The following is an 18,257-nucleotide window of genomic DNA, read 5'->3' on the forward strand; positions in this document are numbered from 1 at the left end:
TTCAAACATAATGGCATATCAATATGTCAACGATGGGTAAGCTCGATGTATGAAAAAGCTGACAAAAGTAAAGATGAGTTTAGGATCACACTAAAAAAGGAACTGTCAGTTAATAAAATAGGAACTAAAAAAGGAGGCCGAAGCCTCCTTTTATGCATTACTATGAATGACTGCGATTAACCGTGGTTACGAATCCACTCATCCATTTCAGTTTTTAGGTTATCAGACTTAGTACCGAAGATAGCCTGTACACCACCAGCTACAACTACAACACCAGCAGCGCCTAGTTGTTTTAGCTTGTCTTGGTCAACAGCTGCTGTATCTGCAACTGCTACACGTAGACGTGTGATACATGCATCTAGACCAGTAATGTTAGCTTTACCGCCAAACGCTGCAACCAGTTCACCGCCCATATCAGAGCCAGAAGTTACAGCTGCACTTTCCGTTTCATCTTCACGGCCAGGTGTTTTTAGGTCAAGCGCTGTGATTACACCACGGAACACTACGTAGTAAATTACTGCGTAAACTAGACCAACGGCAATCATTAGCACCATCTTCTGAGCGTTACCAGATAGAACTAGGAAGTCGATCAGACCGTGAGAGAAAGAAGTACCGTGTACAAAGCCTAGAGTGTTCGAAACGATGTATGCAGAACCAGCTAGTAGAGCGTGGATACCGTATAGTAGTGGAGCAACGAATAGGAATGAGAATTCGATTGGCTCAGTAATACCAGTTAGGAATGAAGTCAGTGCAGCTGACGCCATGATACCCATTACTTTTGCACGGTTTTCTGGTTTAGCACAATGAGCAATTGCGATTGCTGCAGCTGGTAGACCGAACATCTTGAACATGTAACCACCCGCTAGCTGACCGAAGCCATTACCAGCAGCACGAGATGCTTCATCAGCAACTAGGTAACAAGTTAGTACACCATTTTGAGCTTCACCGGCAGCGTTAACACAAGAACCTGCTTCGAAGAAGAACGGTACGTTCCATACGTGGTGTAGACCGAATGGGATTAGAGAACGCTCAACAACACCGTAGATACCGAATGCTAGCTGTGGGTTTTGGTGTGCAGCCCAATCAGAGAATGCAGAAATTGCACCGCCAATTGGTGGCCAGATAACAGAAAGGATAACACCTAGGATGATCGCAGCAAAACCAGTGATGATTGGCACTGCGCGCTTACCAGCGAAGAAGCCAAGGTACTCTGGAAGTTGGATTTTGAAGAAACGGTTGAATGCCCAAGCAGCCACACCACCGACAAGGATACCACCTAGTACACCTGTATCGATTTTCTCAACACCCATAACGCCCGCCATTACACCTAGCGTTGCCGTCATGATGCCGTAACCAACGATAGCTGCAAGACCTGCAACACCGTCGTTGTTAGTGAAGCCTAGAGCTACACCTACTGCAAATAGAAGTGCCATTTGGCCGAATACTGAACCACCAGCTTGTTCCATAAGATTAGAAACGATCTCTGGAATAAAGCTTAGATGGGCAGCACCCACACCTAATAAAATACCTGCAACTGGTAAAACTGATACTGGAAGCATCAGAGCCTTACCAACTTTTTGCAGGTTAGCAAAAAGGTTCTTAAACATGTTTATGCTCCTGATAAATTTATAAGTATTATTTGGGCACTAACGGCACACCCCCGTAGCCTAAAGGTTAGCACCCAATGAAAATGTAACCACAACTGCATTATATTTTCCGGCTCTAAATATATATTGATGACCCTCAAACTTTCCACACAGTTACGAAATTTAGTTTCAAAACAAGTCTTGGATCACACCCAAAAACAGCCGATGAAAAGGTTTGCATTGCACTTATATTACTGTTTTATAAAGAATTAATTATTTATATAATTAATTTTAAGGCGTAAATAAAATACGCCCCAATGTTATTTTTAGTAACAAAATTACATTTGTGATTTTTGAATGTTATTAAATCAACATTTTTAGTAAACATTAAACTCGTGAGCGTATCTGTTGTTTTTATCAACAAAAAAGGAGCCTAAGCTCCTTTTTTATGCTCTTATTATTTTTTCATCGCAAAAAAAGATTTCGGAAGTTTTCGGTGGTTTTTTGTGCCACTTCAGAAAGAGAGCACGATTTGAGTTGCGCAATATAAGAAGCGACTTCGACAACGTAAGCGGGTTGATTCTCTTTGCCACGATGGGGAACAGGAGCCAAGTAAGGAGAATCTGTCTCAATAAGAAGCTTCTCTAAAGGTAGAGTCTTCACCACTTCTTTTAACTCTGTAGCTTGACGGAAAGTAACAATCCCCGAGATAGAAATATAAAACCCCAGCTCCAGTGCAGCTTCAGCAAATGGAAGATCTTCTGTAAAACAGTGGATAACACCACCACATTTCTCTGCCCCACCCTTACGCAAAATATCTAGAGTATCCGCACGTGCGTTTCTGGTATGGATAATTAAAGGTTTGTTGAGCTCCACTGCAAGATCAACGTGTTGCTCAAAGCGCTCTTTCTGTAACGCGGCCGTTTCGGGCTTGTAATGATAATCTAAACCCGTTTCGCCAATAGCGACGACTTTTGCATTCGACGCATGGTGGCGCAATACGTCCATCGAAAAGTCGCTTTCAACATCAAGTGGGTGCACACCGCACGAAGCATAAACATTGTCATAAGGCTCGATCATTTCCATCATTTTCGGGAAAGAATCCAGCGTTACTCCAACAGAAAGTAGCTCAGTTACGTTTGCTTGTTTAGCTTTGTTAATAACGTCTTCCACATTGATGTGGAGATCGTCGTAATTCAATTTGTCTAAATGACAATGAGAATCTACGAACATAATGCCTCTCGTGATTCAATTAACCAATTCATTGATAGTAGCTCAAGGTTCAGGCCAGGAAAGGCTTGCACCTGAGCTTTCAGGTTCATCAGCGCCTTCGCTGATGAGTACAAACCGTTATAGTTGTCCGGTTGAAACTTTGTCGCGCCCGGAAGCATTTGAGCTTCTGATACACCAAACTGCGCTTTCTGAGCATCTGTCAGTAAATACCATGCCCAGTCTAGTGATTGCTCTGAGTGTTTAGCGATTAAAGAAGCACACTCAGAAACGTCTGAAACAGGCGAAGACATTGCCTTAATAAAACTGCGTTCAAAAGCCAAGTAAGCTTCGAGATCACCATTATTTAACGCATCCAATGTTTTTATTGGAGAGCCCATATTCAGTTTTAAGGCATAAGCAGGAACTTGCTTCGCCCCTTGTTCGTGCATCCATTGCATTGCTTGTTCCGCTGACGGAGGCGCAACAACCCAGTGTTGGCAACGGCTACGAATCGTTGGGAGCAGACGCTCCTGATTGTGGGTAACGAGCAAAAACAAGCACTTTGCCCCAGGCTCTTCTAGCGTCTTTAACAGCGCATTCGATGCCGACTCGTTCATAGAGTCCGCCGGTTCTATTACAAATAGGCGGTAACCATTAAGCTGAGATGATTCCTGAGCAAGACGGTTACAAGCGCGAATTTGGTCCACCGTTATCGCCTTTCCTTCTTTCTCTGGCTTGATCCAGTGTAAATCAGGGTGGTTTTGAGATTGATTTAGCTGGCAGCTATGACAAAAACCGCATGCTTCACTCGCGTAATTTTGGCAAAGAAGCGCTTGGCTAAAAAACTCGATAAGTTTTTCGATGCCTAAGCCCTGATCGCTTTGTAATAAAAGCGCACCTGGTATTCTGTCCGACTCTAACCCTACTTTGAGGTTATCCCATATTGGCTGTAGCCATGGATAATCATTTAACATGAGTCACCTAAATTTACATTTCACTTATTGACGAGCTAGCCACTCGTTTAGAGCGTCCCGAATATCACGCGACACGCCTTCAATCGTCTGTTCTGCGTTAATGATAACGATGGAAGGATCGGCATGAGCAATCTCCAAATAACGCTCACGTGTACGCTCGAAGAAACTAATATCCATCTTCTCTATACGATCTAACTCACCACGCCCACGCGCACGCTCAAGCCCAACACGAGGGTTAATGTCCATATAGAGAGTAAGAGCAGGTTTAAAATCACCAAGCGTTGTATCCCGGAGATTTTTCATTAACGATGCGTCAATCTGACGGCCACCACCTTGATAAGCTTGCGACGACATATCGTGTCGGTCACCAACCACCCACTGACCGTTTTCCAAAGCTGGTTTGATCACGTTCTCAACCAACTGAACACGTGCAGCGTACAGAAGAAGCAACTCCGTCATGTCCTTAAGTTCTTCGCCTTCGTGCTCTTCTTTCACCAGAGCGCGCATTTTTTCTGCTAGCGGTGTGCCTCCTGGCTCACGGGTATTTACGATATCCTCAATACCTGCCGCTTTTAGCGTATCTAAAACGGTTTTAATCGCAGTGCTTTTACCCGCGCCTTCTAGGCCTTCAACGACAATAAAGTTTGCTTTCATCATTTGTTCTTTCTTAGTTCTCTTAAATAGGCACGAACAGCACGGTTGTGCTCAGCAAGGGATTTCGAAAATACATGTCCGCCCTTTCCACTTGCTACAAAATATAAATAGTTGCTGCTTTCTGGATTCAAAGCCGCTTCAATGGAAGCTTCACCAGCCATCGCAATCGGTGTTGGTGGCAAACCATTGATGGTATAAGTGTTATATGGTGTCGGCGTACGCAAATCTTTCTTACGAATATTGCCATCGTATGCATCACCCATACCATAAATAACTGTCGGATCAGTTTGTAACCGCATGCGTTTGTTCAATCGGTTGATAAACACAGAAGCGACGCGCTCACGCTCAGAATCAATAGCCGTCTCTTTCTCGATGATAGACGCGAGAATCAAGGCTTCATATTTGTCCTGTAATGGCAGCTTTTCTTGACGAGCTTCCCAGCTAGCGTCCAGTATTTTATTGAGTTTTCGATGCGCTCGTTTTAATAACTGGCTTTCACTCGCACCCGCTGTGTAATGGTAGGTTTCTGCTAAAAACAACCCTTCTAGCTTTTCTCTCTCAATTCCAAGCTTCGCAGCCATTTCTTTTTCTGACAGTTCGGTTAAATCATGCTTTAAATAAGGAGCACTTTTTAGTTGATCTACCCATTCAGAAAAGCGGCTGCCTTCAACAAAAGTGATCGCAAACTGGTATTCTTTTCCAGTATTCAGATGCTCCAATGTTTGCGAAAGCGACATACCAGGCTCAAGTTGGTAAGTACCCGCTCGCACTTGCAACAATTCTGGATATAAGTGAGGAATTAAACGGATGTACTCCGATGTTTCAATCACCTCATCTTCAACTAAGGCGCGCATGACATGATGAAAGCTTGTACCACTTTCTACAGTAAACAGCTGAGGTTGTTCCAATAGAATAGGCTTTTCAACGTATTGTTTAGCCTGTGAAATTATATAAAAAACAGCTGCTGCGCCTATCACTGCGATCAGCACAACAAAAGCCAACAGTTTTTTAATCACGTAGTTAAATTCCCTTGCAGTCGTTGAGTCAATTTTCCTATCGGAAATATAGTCTTAGAGTTCGATGTCACTATGCTGCGAATAGGTACGACACCTAATATTGAGTTACACATGAAAGCCTCGTCAGCACTCAGCAAATCTGGAAGTATAAAACGCCCCTCGATGACTTCAATATGACTTACTTTAAGTAACTCAAGCACCTTACGACGCATTACGCCCGTAACGCCTGATAAGGTCAGCTCCGGCGTAAATACTTTATTACCTTTAACCCAAAAAAGGTTGGCCATTGTAGTTTCAATGACATGGTTTTGCACATTTAACGTTATTGCATCTGCAAACTCTGTATTGTCGATTTCAGCCTTGGCGAGAATCTGCTCTAAACGGTTGTTGTGCTTATGTCCCGCAAGTAAAGGTTGAATCCCTAGACGAGTATTACAAACGCCCAAGTCCACACCTTGTTCTTGCCAAGATGAATAATGAGAAGGAAACGCAAAATTGGAAATCGTCACGATAGGGCCTTTAATCCCATTAGGGCTATACCCTCGCCCGCCAATACCGCGGCTAACGTGAATCTTCACCCCCGCTCGTGCGTCAGATAAAACCGCTTTGCTTGCCCAATCATGCACAACTTTCCAGTCAGGTGAAGAGATCTTCAAAGCGTCAAGGCAAGCACTCATGCGCTCAGTATGTTCTTGCCAGTAAACCAACTCTCCATTTTGGGTCAGGATGGTGGTAAAGCCTCCATCACCGTATTGGAATGAGCGATCACCTAGCTCTACATGCGTTTGCGGAACTCCATTTACCCAAAACATTCACGTACCTTCAAATTAGCAGACAACAAATAAAACAAAACGGCTCAATGCTAAGCATCGAGCCGTTAGAATACAAGTTTCGCTTATCTAAATAAGGTTAGATAGTGTTACTCAGCGAACTTCTTGAAGATCAAAGAACCGTTTGTACCACCAAAGCCAAACGAGTTACAGATAGCGTACTCCATACCTTCAACTTTGCGCGCTGTATGCGGCACAAGGTCGATGTCTAGACCTTCTTCTGGTTCATCAAGGTTAATGGTTGGCGGAACAATTTGGTCAACCAAAGACATAACCGTGATAATTGCTTCAACAGAGCCAGCAGCACCTAATAGGTGACCCGTCATCGACTTAGTTGAAGACACAAGAACTTGCTTCGCACCTTCTTCACCAAGAGCACGTTTCACGCCCTTGATTTCTGCAACATCACCAGCAGGAGTAGAAGTACCGTGAGCATTCACATAACCTACTTGAGTACCTGTGATGTTAGCGTCACGCATCGCCGCTTCCATCGCAAGTGCACCACCAGAGCCATCTTCGCTTGGAGATGTCATGTGGTAAGCATCACCAGACATACCAAAACCAACCAGTTCTGCGTAAATCTTCGCGCCACGTGCTTTTGCGTGTTCGTACTCTTCAAGCACCATCATGCCAGCACCATCACCTAGAACAAAACCATCACGGCCTTTATCCCATGGGCGAGACGCTTTTTGAGGCTCTTCATTACGAGTAGATAGCGCTTTAGCTGCACCGAAGCCAGCCATGCCAAGAGGCGTAGAAGCTTTTTCTGCACCACCAGCAACCATCGCATCTGCATCGCCGTAGGCAATCATACGTGCTGCATGGCCAATATTATGCAGGCCAGTAGTACATGCGGTAGAAATCGCGATATTTGGACCACGAAGACCACGCATGATAGATAGGTTACCTGCAACCATGTTTACAATGGTCGAAGGAACAAAAAATGGGCTAACTTTGCGAGGGCCTTTGTCTACTAATGCAGTATGGCCAGTTTCGATAAGGTCAAGACCGCCAATGCCTGAGCCGATAGCAACACCAACTCGAGCCGCATTTTCTTCGGTAATTTGTAAGCCAGAGTTATCAAGAGCTTGAATACCCGCTGCAATGCCGTACTGGATGAAAAGGTCCATCTTACGAGCATCTTTTTTAGACATGTACTCTGTGCAATCGAAATCTTTAACAAGACCTGCAAAACGAGTTGAGAAGTTCGTAGTATCAAAGTGCTCGATATTTACGATACCACTTTGACCTTCTAGCAGGGCTTTCCAAGATGATTCTACTGTGTTGCCTACCGGTGACAACATACCCATGCCAGTGACAACTACACGACGCTTGGACACGATATAATTCTCCGGGAATTGAATATTTCTATGAGAGGATAGAAGAAGTTAGAAAGAACACAGGCGGTCTAGGAGACCGCCTGGGAGAGCTAATTACTGAGCGCTGTTTACGTAGTCGATTGCAGCTTGAACAGTAGTGATCTTCTCAGCTTCTTCGTCAGGAATCTCAGTGTCGAATTCCTCTTCTAGAGCCATAACTAGTTCTACAGTGTCTAGAGAATCAGCACCTAGATCGTCAACGAAAGAAGCTTCGTTTTTAACTTCTGCTTCGTCTACACCTAGCTGTTCAACAATGATTTTCTTTACGCGTTCTTCGATGTTGCTCATTTTTCTTTCCTTTACAGATTTCGCCTAATGCGATGATTCCGTAGTTTATTCGAACTATTGAAAGTTGCAAGGGGGTCCTTGCTGGTCAAACCACAAAATTAGCGAATTTAACCGAATTTCAATACATTTTTGACTTAAATCATGCACAAATCTTGCGCATAAGCATGACAAGTTCATGACAGTTAACTGCAACTATAGGCTATTTTTCACAATGTAAAATAGCTTATTTTGCATAAACTGTCGCATTAAACCATGTACATGCCACCATTTACATGCAAAGTTTCACCAGTAATGTACGCTGCTTCAGGAGAAGCAAGGAAAACTACTGCTGATGCAATTTCACTTGGGTCACCTAAACGACCTGCTGGCACGTTCGACAATGTTGCCGCACGTTGGTCATCATTTAGTGCCTTAGTCATGTCAGTTTCGATGAAACCAGGAGCAACAGTGTTCACTGTTACACCACGAGACGCAACTTCACGAGCCATTGATTTAGTAAAACCAATCACGCCCGCTTTCGCTGCTGCGTAGTTAGTTTGACCAGCATTACCCATGGTACCAACAACAGAGCCTACGTTGATGATACGACCCGCACGTTTTTTCATCATACCGCGTAAAACCGCTTTAGACATGCGGTAGATTGGCGTTAGGTTGGTATCGATGATGTCGTTCCACTCATCATCTTTCATGCGCATCAATAGGTTGTCACGAGTAATACCAGCGTTATTCACCAGAATATCGATCACACCAAATTCTTCGTTGATCGTTTTTAATGTCGCTTCGATAGACTCGACATCAGTCACGTTAAGCGCTAAGCCTTTACCGTTATCACCAAGATACTCGCTGATAGCAGCCGCACCACTTTCAGAAGTAGCAGTACCGATAACCGTAGCACCTCGCTCGACAAGAAGTTCCGCGATCGCGCGGCCAATACCACGGCTTGCGCCGGTAACTAGCGCGATCTTACCTTCTAGATTCATCATGTTGTGTTTCCTTTTCTTATCGCAAATTTATCGCTTGATGGATTACTTCGCAGCGTCTAGCGATGCGATATCATTCACTGCTGCTGCAGTTAGCGTTTTCACGATACGTTTTGTTAGACCTGTTAAAACTTTACCAGGACCAAGCTCAAGAAGATTTTCTACGCCTTGTTCGTGCATCAGTTCAACTGTTTCAGTCCAACGAACTGGGCTATGTAGCTGACGAACAAGCGCATCTTTGATTTTTGCAGGATCTGTCTCAGCAACCACATCAACGTTGTTGATAACTGGCAGCTGTGGTGAGTTAAATTCGATAGACTCGAGAGCTACAGCAAGTTTTTCCGCTGCTGGCTTCATAAGTGCACAGTGTGAAGGTACTGAAACAGGAAGAGGAAGCGCACGCTTCGCACCAGCTTCTTTACATAGCGCACCAGCTCGCTCTACTGCGTCTTTGCTACCAGCGATAACGACTTGACCAGGCGAGTTAAAGTTTACTGGAGAGACCACTTCGCCTTGCGCTGCGTCTTCACACGCTTTTGCAATCGCATCATCAGCCAAACCGATAATCGCGTACATTGCGCCAGTACCAGCTGGTACTGCTTCTTGCATAAGTTGACCACGTAATTCAACCAGCTTGATGGCTTCTTTAAAGTCAATAACACCCGCACATACAAGTGCTGAGTACTCACCTAGGCTGTGACCGGCTAGGTTTGCTGGTTGCTCTAAGCCAAGTTCCTGCCATACACGCCAGATTGCAACAGATGAAGCTAGCAAAGCTGGTTGAGTACGGAAAGTCTCGTTTAAATCTTCTGCAGGTCCATTTTGAACAAGCGCCCATAGATCGTAACCTAGTGCGTCAGATGCTTCTGCAAATGTTTGTTTTACTACGTCATATTGTTCGCCTAGTTCTGCAAGCATACCTACAGCTTGAGAACCTTGACCTGGAAATACGATAGCAAACTTGCTCATGTTGTTTTCCTTTAAGCAAAGTAAAAAGAAATAAGATGCACCAAGTGCACCTTAAATTTTGAATTCTTGTGAAACTTAGAACTTCACAAGGGCCGAGCCCCAAGTGAATCCGCCGCCAAACGCTTCAAGAAGCAGAGTTTGACCGCGTTTAATACGACCATCACGTACCGCTTCATCTAGTGCTGTTGGCACCGTCGCAGCTGATGTGTTGCCGTGTTTATCAAGTGTAATCACGACTTGGTCTAGTGACATCGAAAGTTTCTTCGCTGTCGCTGAAATAATGCGGTAGTTCGCTTGGTGCGGCACTAGCCAGTCTAGTTCAGACTTATGCATGTTGTTGGCTTCAAGCGTATCTTTTACTAGTTTCGATAGCTGAGTTACAGCGACTTTGAATACTTCGTTCCCAGCCATATGAAGCCATTTATCCGCATCTTGCCCCCGCACAGGTACAGGTAGGCTTAGAAGCTCTCCGAATTGACCATCCGAGTATATGTGGGTAGAGATAATGCCAGGCTCTTGGCTAGCGCCTACGACAACGGCTCCGGCACCATCACCAAATAGGATGATGGTTGAACGGTCTGTCGGATCACACGTTTTAGACAAAGCATCTGAACCAATCACAAGTACGTTTTTGCACATACCAGATTTGATATGTTGGTCTGCAACAGATAATGCGTACACAAAACCAGAACAAGCAGCGGCTAAGTCAAAAGCTGGACAACCTTTAATGCCAAGCTTTGCCTGCACCTGACACGCAGATGAAGGGAAAGTATGGCTACTGCTCGTTGTGGCTACGATAATCAGGTCGATATCGTTTTTATCAATACCCGCCATATCGATAGCGTTTTCAGCTGCGTAGAATGCCATGTCTGCTACAGTTTCGTTTTCTGCAGCAATTCGACGCTCTTTAATACCCGTGCGAGCAACGATCCACTCATCACTTGTATCTACCATTTTCTCTAGATCTGCGTTTGTACGCACCTGAGATGGCAGGTAGCTGCCAGTACCTAAAATTTTGCTATACATGAAGACTAATAATGCCTCTCGAGTAAAACCGCTTCCAAACGATCGCTAATACGGCTTGGTACTTGTCGTTTGACCTCGTGTACTGCCTCGCCAAGTGCATTGACAATCGCAGATACATCCGCACTTCCATGGCTTTTTATGACAATGCCGCGCAATCCTAGCAAACTTGCGCCGTTATACTGGTCGGGGTTCAGTGTTTTTAGTTCATTAAACAGCCTAGAAAACAACTTTCTAGCTATCCAACCCTTTATCGTTGATGCCATTATGCTGGTTTTAATTTTTTCGATAAAAAGTTGAGCTGTTCCCTCACTGGCTTTTAAGCATACGTTGCCGACAAATCCATCACAAACAATGACGTCAGCAACATCATGCAAAATTTGATTACCTTCAATATAACCGACAAAGTTAATCGCATCGGTCTGAGAAAGCATTTCTGCGCAACGTTTGACTAAATCGTTACCTTTAATCTCTTCTGCGCCAATATTGAGTACAGCAACGCGAGGAGGACGACCCAAGTGTTCTTCAGCTAATGCACTGCCCATTACAGCAAATTGGAACAAGCTATCAGCATCGCACGATACATTCGCCCCCAGATCTAGCATCCAAGTACGCTTTCCGGTAATCGTCGGTAAAGCGGAAACTAAAGCAGGACGTTCAATGCCAGGAAGTAACTTAAGAATGAAACGCGATAGTGCCATTAATGCACCGGTGTTGCCACCACTAACACAAGCATCCGCTTTCTGCTCAGAAACCAAATCGATAGCCATACGCATAGAACTATTTTGGCTATTACGTAACGCCAATGAAGGTTTTTCTGAGTTCGAGATAACTTTCTCGCTGTGAAGAATAGTCAAGCGGGAACTGGTCGAGGTACCGAGTTGAGATAATTGAGACGTGATCAGAGATTGATCACCAATAAGAATCACTTTTAGCTCTGGGAAATGAGACAGTGCCTGCACGGCGGCAGGCACTGTTACGCGTGGACCGAAATCCCCGCCCATTGCATCAAGTGCAACGGTAATACTTTGCAAAGGTTCAACCTTACTTGTTGATAACCTTTTGACCACGGTAGTAACCTTCAGCAGTTACGTTGTGGCGTAGGTGAGTTTCACCAGAAGTCGCGTCTACAGATAGAGCAGCTGTAGTTAGCGCATCGTGTGAACGACGCATACCGCGCTTAGAACGAGTTTTACGGTTTTTCTGTACGGCCATTGACCCTACTCCTATACTATTGGGTTAAAAACCTGAAGAAGAATCGGCTACCACACCTATTACTTTTTCAGACTTTTCAAAACGTCGAATGGATTCGGTTTTTCTTCCTCAATTTCTTCAGGAATCTCACCAAAAACCATGTTATTTGAATCAACGCTACAATCCGCTTCATCGTGCATCGCAATTTGAGGTAATGCTAAGATGAACTCGTCTTCAACAAGTTGTATGAGGTCTAATTCACCATATTCATTTAGATCTACCAAATCATAAATTTCTGGTGCTTCCTGTTCTGTTTTCTCACCGTAGTAAGGAGTAGAAAGGAATTCAACTTCGCACTCATGTGCGAATACCTCATTACAACGCTGACACTCTAAATCGACTTCGATGTTAGCTTTACCAGAGATAACAACGAGTCGCTGTTCATCCATCCCAAATGACAATGAGACTTCTGCGTCGCGTTTTACGCCTTCAGTTGTTTCCACTAAGCGCTTGAAAAGACTAGCTTGGATGATGCCATCGTAATCCAATCGTTTCTGTGCAGCTTTAGCTGGGTCAACCGTTCGCGGTATTTTTACCTTTTGCATAGGGCGCGAATATTATCTTCCAAATCAAAATTAGTCAAAGAAAAAGGCAAAAAAGTTGTACTTTTTTACGCTTAACATACAGAGCATTAGCCAGAATCATTTTTGATCGATTATCCTATTGGAAATGCTCCCACGAATTGTAATTCAAAATGAAAAATTACCAACTGGTTTTAGCCTCAACTTCCCCTTTTCGTAAACAACTGCTTGAAAAGCTCTCACTACCATTCGTTTGTTTACCACCTGATTGCGATGAAACACCTTTTGACCAAGAAACGCCAACTGAACTTGTGCAGAGACTGGCCCAAGAGAAAGCAATATCTTGCCAGACGGATAAAGCAAGTTTAGTTATCGGCAGTGACCAAGTTTGTGTCATTAATGGTGAAATCGTTGGCAAGCCTTTAAATAGAGATAACGCGATAAATCAACTTTTGGCTCAAAGTGGAAAAGTCATCACTTTCTATACTGGTCTTGCGGTACATAACACCGTGACAAACCATACAGAAGTCGGCTTTGATTCTTTCGAGGTGCACTTTAGAGATTTAACGCTTGAACAAATCGAACGCTACGTCGACAGGGAAGAACCTTTTTACTGCGCAGGCAGCTTTAAAAGCGAAGGCATGGGAATTTGCTTGTTTACGAAATTAGTCGGTAAAGACCCGAACACACTTGTCGGACTACCATTGATTGATTTGATTGATATGTTGAATGTTCAAGGACTCGATGTCCTTTAACCCAAATACGATAAAAGGGAGCCACAGGCTCCCTTTTGCATCCGCGAGGAAAACATGGTTACGCGTTTCTTAAACCCGCCAACACTTTTTCTAGTTTCGGTTCCATCGGTGCGTTGATTTCCATCCACTCATCATTTGATGGGTGTTGGAACTTGATGTTTGCCGCGTGTAGGAACAAACGATCTAAACCAACTTGACCTGTGTAAGCATCAAAGCGACGATCACCGTAGCGATCATCCCAAGCGATTGGGTGACCAGTGTATTGCGTATGAACTCGTATTTGGTGAGTTCGACCAGTAATCGGACTCGCCTGAATCAATGTAGCTTGTTCGAACTTTTCCAAAATCTTAAAACGCGTTTCTGACGGCTTACCATTAGGGTTAACACGAACAATACTGTTCACTTCGTTTTTGAGCAGTGGCGCGTTCACAACCTTACAACTGCTTTTCCATTGCCCCATGACAAGAGCTAAGTAAAACTTCTTTACTGTCTTTTCACGAAACTGGGCTTGCAAGTGACGAAGTGCAGAACGCTTTTTAGCAACCAGCAAAATCCCTGAAGTATCACGGTCAATACGATGCACAAGTTCAAGAAAGCGAGCTTGAGGACGCAGAGCCCTAAGCGCTTCAATCGCACCAAACTTTAAACCACTGCCACCATGCACAGCGGTGCCAGATGGTTTGTTTAGAATCAACATATGGTCATCTTCGAAGATAATCATATTTTCCAACTCAGCGACTTTGTTAAGTTTCGTACTTGGTGCGACATCGTCATCTTTTTTCTCGACGGTCACCGGTGGAATACGAACGAGATCGCCTGCTTTTAACTTGTACTCTGCTTTTATACGCTTTTTATTTACGCGCACTTCGCCCTTACGCACAATTCGGTAAATCATGCTTTTAGGAATGTCTTTTAATTGGTTGCGCAAAAAATTATCAATGCGCTGACCCGCCATATCTTCGTCGATGTCGACGAACTGGACTTTTGTTCTTATTTCGTTCATGGGCGGTATTGTAAACTCAATTTCGTGCGACTTCACATTATTCTTGTCGTAAAAGAAACACTCGGTGGCACATACTGGTCTAAATTTCGCCAAGCTTTTGTTTAAATTATTAAAACTCTCAATCAAGTTCTCAATTTGTTTTCTGTCTTGAACAGTTTGCACATCTCAATTGCTTATGAAACAGCCAGTTATAAAATAGAAATTTTGAGTTTAGCGGCAAATTTTCTATCGTTTGCGTGAAAGCAGATTGCTGATAGCCACGCGCACTGCTATAGTTCACAGCTGCTAAGGAAGGTTTGGTTACATTTTATTCATTACCAATCATTTATCCTCAAGCAATGTGAGTAGATCGTTGAAGGTCGAGTGCAGCATTGGCGTGAGACACATCGAATTCAACACTCTTGCCACCCTACTCCTCGCATATTCACGTTGAGTACCTACCGCCCAAATAGCGGGTCACAAGTCTACGTTTCCAACAGAAACCACAAGAGGCTTGTGATGACTGAAGTGCCCGAGAGCATCCCCTTCCAGCCGGGAGGCTGCAAAATACAAGCCATGGGATCAGGCACCGTGAAAGAGCGAAAAAACAGTGGCAAGTCGACAAGAAAGATATAAAAGAAAAGACAACGAGAATTTTCAATGAAAAGAATGTTAATTAACGCAACTCAAAAAGAAGAGTTGCGTGTCGCTCTGGTTGATGGCCAGCGACTTTTCGATCTTGATATCGAGAGTCCAGGTCATGAATCTAAAAAAGCGAATATCTACAAAGGACGTATCACACGTATCGAACCAAGCTTAGAAGCCGCATTTGTTGATTACGGCGCCGAGCGTCACGGTTTCCTCCCTCTCAAAGAAATTGCCCGCGAATATTTCCCTGAAGGTTACACCTACCAAGGTCGTCCAAGCATCAAAGAAGTGCTAACGGAAGGCCAAGAAGTTATCGTTCAAGTGGAAAAAGAAGAACGTGGAAGCAAGGGCGCAGCTCTTACTACTTTCATTTCTCTTGCTGGTAGTTACCTTGTTCTGATGCCTAACAACCCTCGTGCTGGCGGTATTTCTCGTCGAATCGAAGGTGACGAGCGTACTCAACTAAAAGCCGCATTAAGTACTTTGGAACTGCCTCAGGGCATGGGCCTAATCGTACGTACTGCTGGCGTTGGCAAGAGTGCTGAAGAGCTTGAGTGGGATTTGAATGTACTACTTAACCACTGGGGTGCAATCAAAGGTGCAGCGGACTCTAACCCTGCTCCATTCTTAATCCACCAAGAAAGTAACGTTATCGTTCGTGCAATCCGTGACTATTTGCGTCGTGATATTGGCGAAATCTTAATTGATAGCAACACCATCTACGAACGTGCAAAAGAGCACATTCAATTGGTGCGCCCTGATTTCCTTAACCGCGTTAAGAAATATGAAGGCGAAGTTCCACTATTCAGCCACTACCAAATCGAAAGCCAAATTGAATCGGCTTTCCAACGTGAAGTGCGTCTGCCATCTGGTGGTTCTATTGTTATTGACCCGACTGAAGCACTAACGTCTATCGATATCAACTCTGCTCGTGCAACCAAGGGCGGCGATATTGAAGAAACAGCTCTAAACACGAACCTAGAAGCAGCCGACGAAATTGCTCGCCAATTACGTCTACGTGACTTGGGTGGCTTAGTGGTTATCGACTTTATCGATATGACCCCAGTTCGTCACCAACGAGAAGTAGAAAACCGTCTACGTGAAGCCGTTCGTCTTGATCGCGCTCGTGTACAAATCGGTCGTATTTCTCGCTTTGGTTTGTTGGAGATGTCACGCCAGCGCTTGAGCCCTTCTCTTGCAGAAGCAAGCCATCACATCTGTCCTCGCTGTAGCGGAACTGGTGTCGTTCGCGACAACGAATCTCTAGCACTTTCTGTACTTCGTTTAATTGAAGAGGAAGCGCTAAAAGACAACACAGCACAAGTACTTGCAGTCGTACCTGTGCCAATCGCCTCTTACTTATTGAACGAAAAACGTCGTTCAGTAAACCATATCGAACGCATTCAAGAAGTGAAAATTACGGTTGTTCCTAACTCTGATATGGAAACACCGCACTTTGAAGTTATCCGTGTTCGTGAAGGCGAAGAGTTCGATCTGATTTCTTACTTACTTCCTAAGAAACTGGAAGCAATGAAAGAAGCAGAAGGTAAAGAGCCAGCGGAAGTTGACGTAAAACCAAAACGAATTGAAGAGCCAGTTCTTAAAGGCTTTGCTGCTCCGTCTCAAACCGCACCTGCACCAGCAGCTAAACCAGCTCCTGAGGCGAAGAAGAAAGAACAAGACGTTGAACAAGAAGAGAAACCTGGATTGTTCAGCCGTCTGTTTAAAGCACTTGGTAGCTTCCTATTCGGTGGTTCTGAAGAAACAAAAGAAGAACAGAAACCTCAGGAAGAGAAAAAACCAAATCGCGATAATCGACGTAACAAACGTGATCGCAACGATCGTCGTCGCAATAACAACCAGCGTGATAATCGTGATAACCGCGACAATCGCGATAACCGACGTCGTCGTAAGCCTCGTGATGAGCAGGCTAATGAGCAAAACGAAGCTCAACAACAAACAAATAAACCGCAAAACCGTAACCAAAAGCGTAAACCTAAAGCTCAACAGGCAGATAAAGCCCAAGAGCAGAAAGCAAACGCAAAAGTAGCGGAAAAAGGTCTGCAGCTAGCAGCGGAAGCTCGTACTGAAACAAAACCAGAAGAGAGCAAACCGAAGCAGCAAAATGCGAAAGCAGAAAAAGTGAAAGAGCGCCGCCAACGTCGCAAATTGAACAAGTCTGTACGCGTTAAGGACCAAGAAGCTATTGAGAAGAAAGCCGAAGAAACAGCGGTTAAGACTCAAGAAACGGTTGAAGCTAAAGTTGAAAAGCCAACAGAAGCAGCGGTAGAGGCACAGCAAGACAACAAGCAAGCAGAGTCTAAGCAACGTCGTAATCGTCGTTCGCCACGTCACCTGCGTGCAAGCGGCCAGCGTCGTCGCCGTGGCCGTGATCGCCGCCCTAACCCATTCCGCCTACGTAAGGGAGGTGTCGCTTCTCCTGAAATGGCTATGGGTAAAGTAATGCCACGTTACATTCCGAAACCAGCACCTAAGAAGGAAGAGCGAGTTAAGGAAGAAGCTGTAGCAGCAGTACCTGCAATCCAAGGTGGCTTTGCTTGTCCAGAAATGGCAATGGGTAAAGTGATTATTCGTCGCGAGCAGCCTGTCGTAACAGATGCGCCAGTTGTTGAACACAAGGTTCAAGAAACCGTTGAAGCGAAAGTGGAAGCTCCAGTAGTAGAAGCACCCGTTGTGGAAACAGTAATCACAGAAAAAGCTGAATCAGCAGTAATAGAAACAGCCTCGGTAGAGCCTATCGTTGAAACTCCTGTAACTGAACATGCTGAACCGGTTGATGCCATTGTAGAAACGGCACCTGCTGAAGAGCCTATCGTTGAAGCAGAAAAAGAGATTGCGGCCGAAGCGCCAGTAGATAAACCAGAGCCTAAAGTCGAAGCCATTAAAGTTGCGGCTAAGCTAAACGCTAGCGCACCGATGACGAAAGCACCTGGCCCTCAAGAGCTACGCGAAATCACGGTTGCAGCAGCACCGTTCAAAACCGAACGTTACCAAGCTAAAGGTGCTGGTAGCCAAGTGGCTAAAAACCGTGCATCGGCAGAGATGACAAAGCCTAACTTTAACTAGGCTAAATCATTACGTTCAACTGCTTAACGGCATAAATAAATTAAAGGCTACCATCTGGTAGCCTTTTTTATCTTCATATTTGCCCAATAAATTGTTCAT

17 protein-coding genes are annotated in these 18,257 nt (G+C 44.5%); 2 read left to right on the forward strand and 15 right to left on the reverse strand.

Annotated elements, in window-relative coordinates:
• Window positions 1-176 precede the first annotated feature (176 nt).
• The 14 genes from ptsG to yceD all read right to left on the reverse strand — a co-directional run bounded on the left by ptsG (window position 177) and on the right by yceD (window position 12,710).
• Entirely contained in the window at window positions 177-1,607 is a 1,431-nt protein-coding gene (gene ptsG, locus N646_RS05355; protein WP_005372959.1) for a PTS glucose transporter subunit IIBC, read from the reverse strand.
• Between the two features lie 444 nt (window positions 1,608-2,051).
• The gene (locus N646_RS05360) at window positions 2,052-2,819 is read right to left on the reverse strand and encodes a TatD family hydrolase (RefSeq protein ID WP_005372957.1); all 768 of its coding nucleotides are present in this window, start codon (window positions 2,817-2,819) and stop codon (window positions 2,052-2,054) included.
• Window positions 2,810-3,772 (reverse strand): DNA polymerase III subunit delta', encoded by a 963-nt coding sequence (locus N646_RS05365; RefSeq protein WP_017821391.1) that lies wholly within the window; start codon window positions 3,770-3,772, stop codon window positions 2,810-2,812. Before N646_RS05365 ends, N646_RS05360 begins: the two co-directional genes overlap by 10 nt.
• A gap of 24 nt (window positions 3,773-3,796) precedes the next feature.
• Window positions 3,797-4,429, reverse strand: coding sequence for a dTMP kinase (gene tmk, locus N646_RS05370; RefSeq protein ID WP_021707721.1), 633 nt, complete (start codon window positions 4,427-4,429; stop codon window positions 3,797-3,799).
• The gene (gene mltG, locus N646_RS05375; protein WP_017821389.1) at window positions 4,426-5,442 is read right to left on the reverse strand and encodes an endolytic transglycosylase MltG; all 1,017 of its coding nucleotides are present in this window, start codon (window positions 5,440-5,442) and stop codon (window positions 4,426-4,428) included. Before mltG ends, tmk begins: the two co-directional genes overlap by 4 nt.
• Complete coding sequence (gene pabC, locus N646_RS05380; protein WP_017821388.1) at window positions 5,439-6,254, reverse strand: aminodeoxychorismate lyase; 816 nt, start codon at window positions 6,252-6,254, stop codon at window positions 5,439-5,441. Before pabC ends, mltG begins: the two co-directional genes overlap by 4 nt.
• Window positions 6,255-6,361: 107 nt before the next feature.
• Window positions 6,362-7,612, reverse strand: coding sequence for a beta-ketoacyl-ACP synthase II (gene fabF / locus N646_RS05385; RefSeq protein ID WP_017821387.1), 1,251 nt, complete (start codon window positions 7,610-7,612; stop codon window positions 6,362-6,364).
• A gap of 93 nt (window positions 7,613-7,705) precedes the next feature.
• Window positions 7,706-7,939, reverse strand: a complete 234-nt coding sequence (gene acpP / locus N646_RS05390; RefSeq protein ID WP_004406112.1) for an acyl carrier protein — start codon at window positions 7,937-7,939, stop codon at window positions 7,706-7,708.
• A gap of 245 nt (window positions 7,940-8,184) precedes the next feature.
• Entirely contained in the window at window positions 8,185-8,919 is a 735-nt protein-coding gene (fabG, locus tag N646_RS05395) for a 3-oxoacyl-ACP reductase FabG (RefSeq protein ID WP_031777238.1), read from the reverse strand.
• Between the two features lie 45 nt (window positions 8,920-8,964).
• Complete coding sequence (fabD, locus tag N646_RS05400; protein WP_005387313.1) at window positions 8,965-9,888, reverse strand: ACP S-malonyltransferase; 924 nt, start codon at window positions 9,886-9,888, stop codon at window positions 8,965-8,967.
• A gap of 75 nt (window positions 9,889-9,963) precedes the next feature.
• The gene (locus N646_RS05405) at window positions 9,964-10,914 is read right to left on the reverse strand and encodes a beta-ketoacyl-ACP synthase III (protein ID WP_017821385.1); all 951 of its coding nucleotides are present in this window, start codon (window positions 10,912-10,914) and stop codon (window positions 9,964-9,966) included.
• A 5-nt stretch (window positions 10,915-10,919) separates the two neighbouring features.
• Window positions 10,920-11,945 (reverse strand): phosphate acyltransferase PlsX, encoded by a 1,026-nt coding sequence (plsX, locus tag N646_RS05410; RefSeq protein ID WP_017633846.1) that lies wholly within the window; start codon window positions 11,943-11,945, stop codon window positions 10,920-10,922.
• 10 nt (window positions 11,946-11,955) lie between these two features.
• Window positions 11,956-12,126: a 50S ribosomal protein L32 gene (gene rpmF, locus N646_RS05415; RefSeq protein ID WP_005396978.1), complete on the reverse strand. Its 171-nt coding sequence runs from the start codon at window positions 12,124-12,126 to the stop codon at window positions 11,956-11,958.
• A 59-nt stretch (window positions 12,127-12,185) separates the two neighbouring features.
• Complete coding sequence (yceD, locus tag N646_RS05420) at window positions 12,186-12,710, reverse strand: 23S rRNA accumulation protein YceD (protein ID WP_005387307.1); 525 nt, start codon at window positions 12,708-12,710, stop codon at window positions 12,186-12,188.
• Between the two features lie 149 nt (window positions 12,711-12,859).
• Between yceD and N646_RS05425 the strand changes: the two genes are divergently transcribed.
• Window positions 12,860-13,441, forward strand: a complete 582-nt coding sequence (locus N646_RS05425; protein WP_017821384.1) for a Maf family protein — start codon at window positions 12,860-12,862, stop codon at window positions 13,439-13,441.
• Between the two features lie 58 nt (window positions 13,442-13,499).
• Here the strand turns inward: N646_RS05425 and rluC are convergent, their stop codons facing one another.
• The gene (rluC, locus tag N646_RS05430; RefSeq protein ID WP_021033985.1) at window positions 13,500-14,444 is read right to left on the reverse strand and encodes a 23S rRNA pseudouridine(955/2504/2580) synthase RluC; all 945 of its coding nucleotides are present in this window, start codon (window positions 14,442-14,444) and stop codon (window positions 13,500-13,502) included.
• A gap of 639 nt (window positions 14,445-15,083) precedes the next feature.
• Here rluC and rne point away from each other — a divergent pair.
• A complete protein-coding gene (gene rne, locus N646_RS05435; RefSeq protein ID WP_017821383.1) occupies window positions 15,084-18,158 on the forward strand; it encodes a ribonuclease E in 3,075 nt (1,024 codons plus the stop codon).
• Window positions 18,159-18,257: the final 99 nt, after the last annotated feature.

Origin of the sequence: Vibrio alginolyticus NBRC 15630 = ATCC 17749, from assembly GCF_000354175.2 — a bacterium.
Classification (GTDB): domain Bacteria; phylum Pseudomonadota; class Gammaproteobacteria; order Enterobacterales; family Vibrionaceae; genus Vibrio; species Vibrio alginolyticus.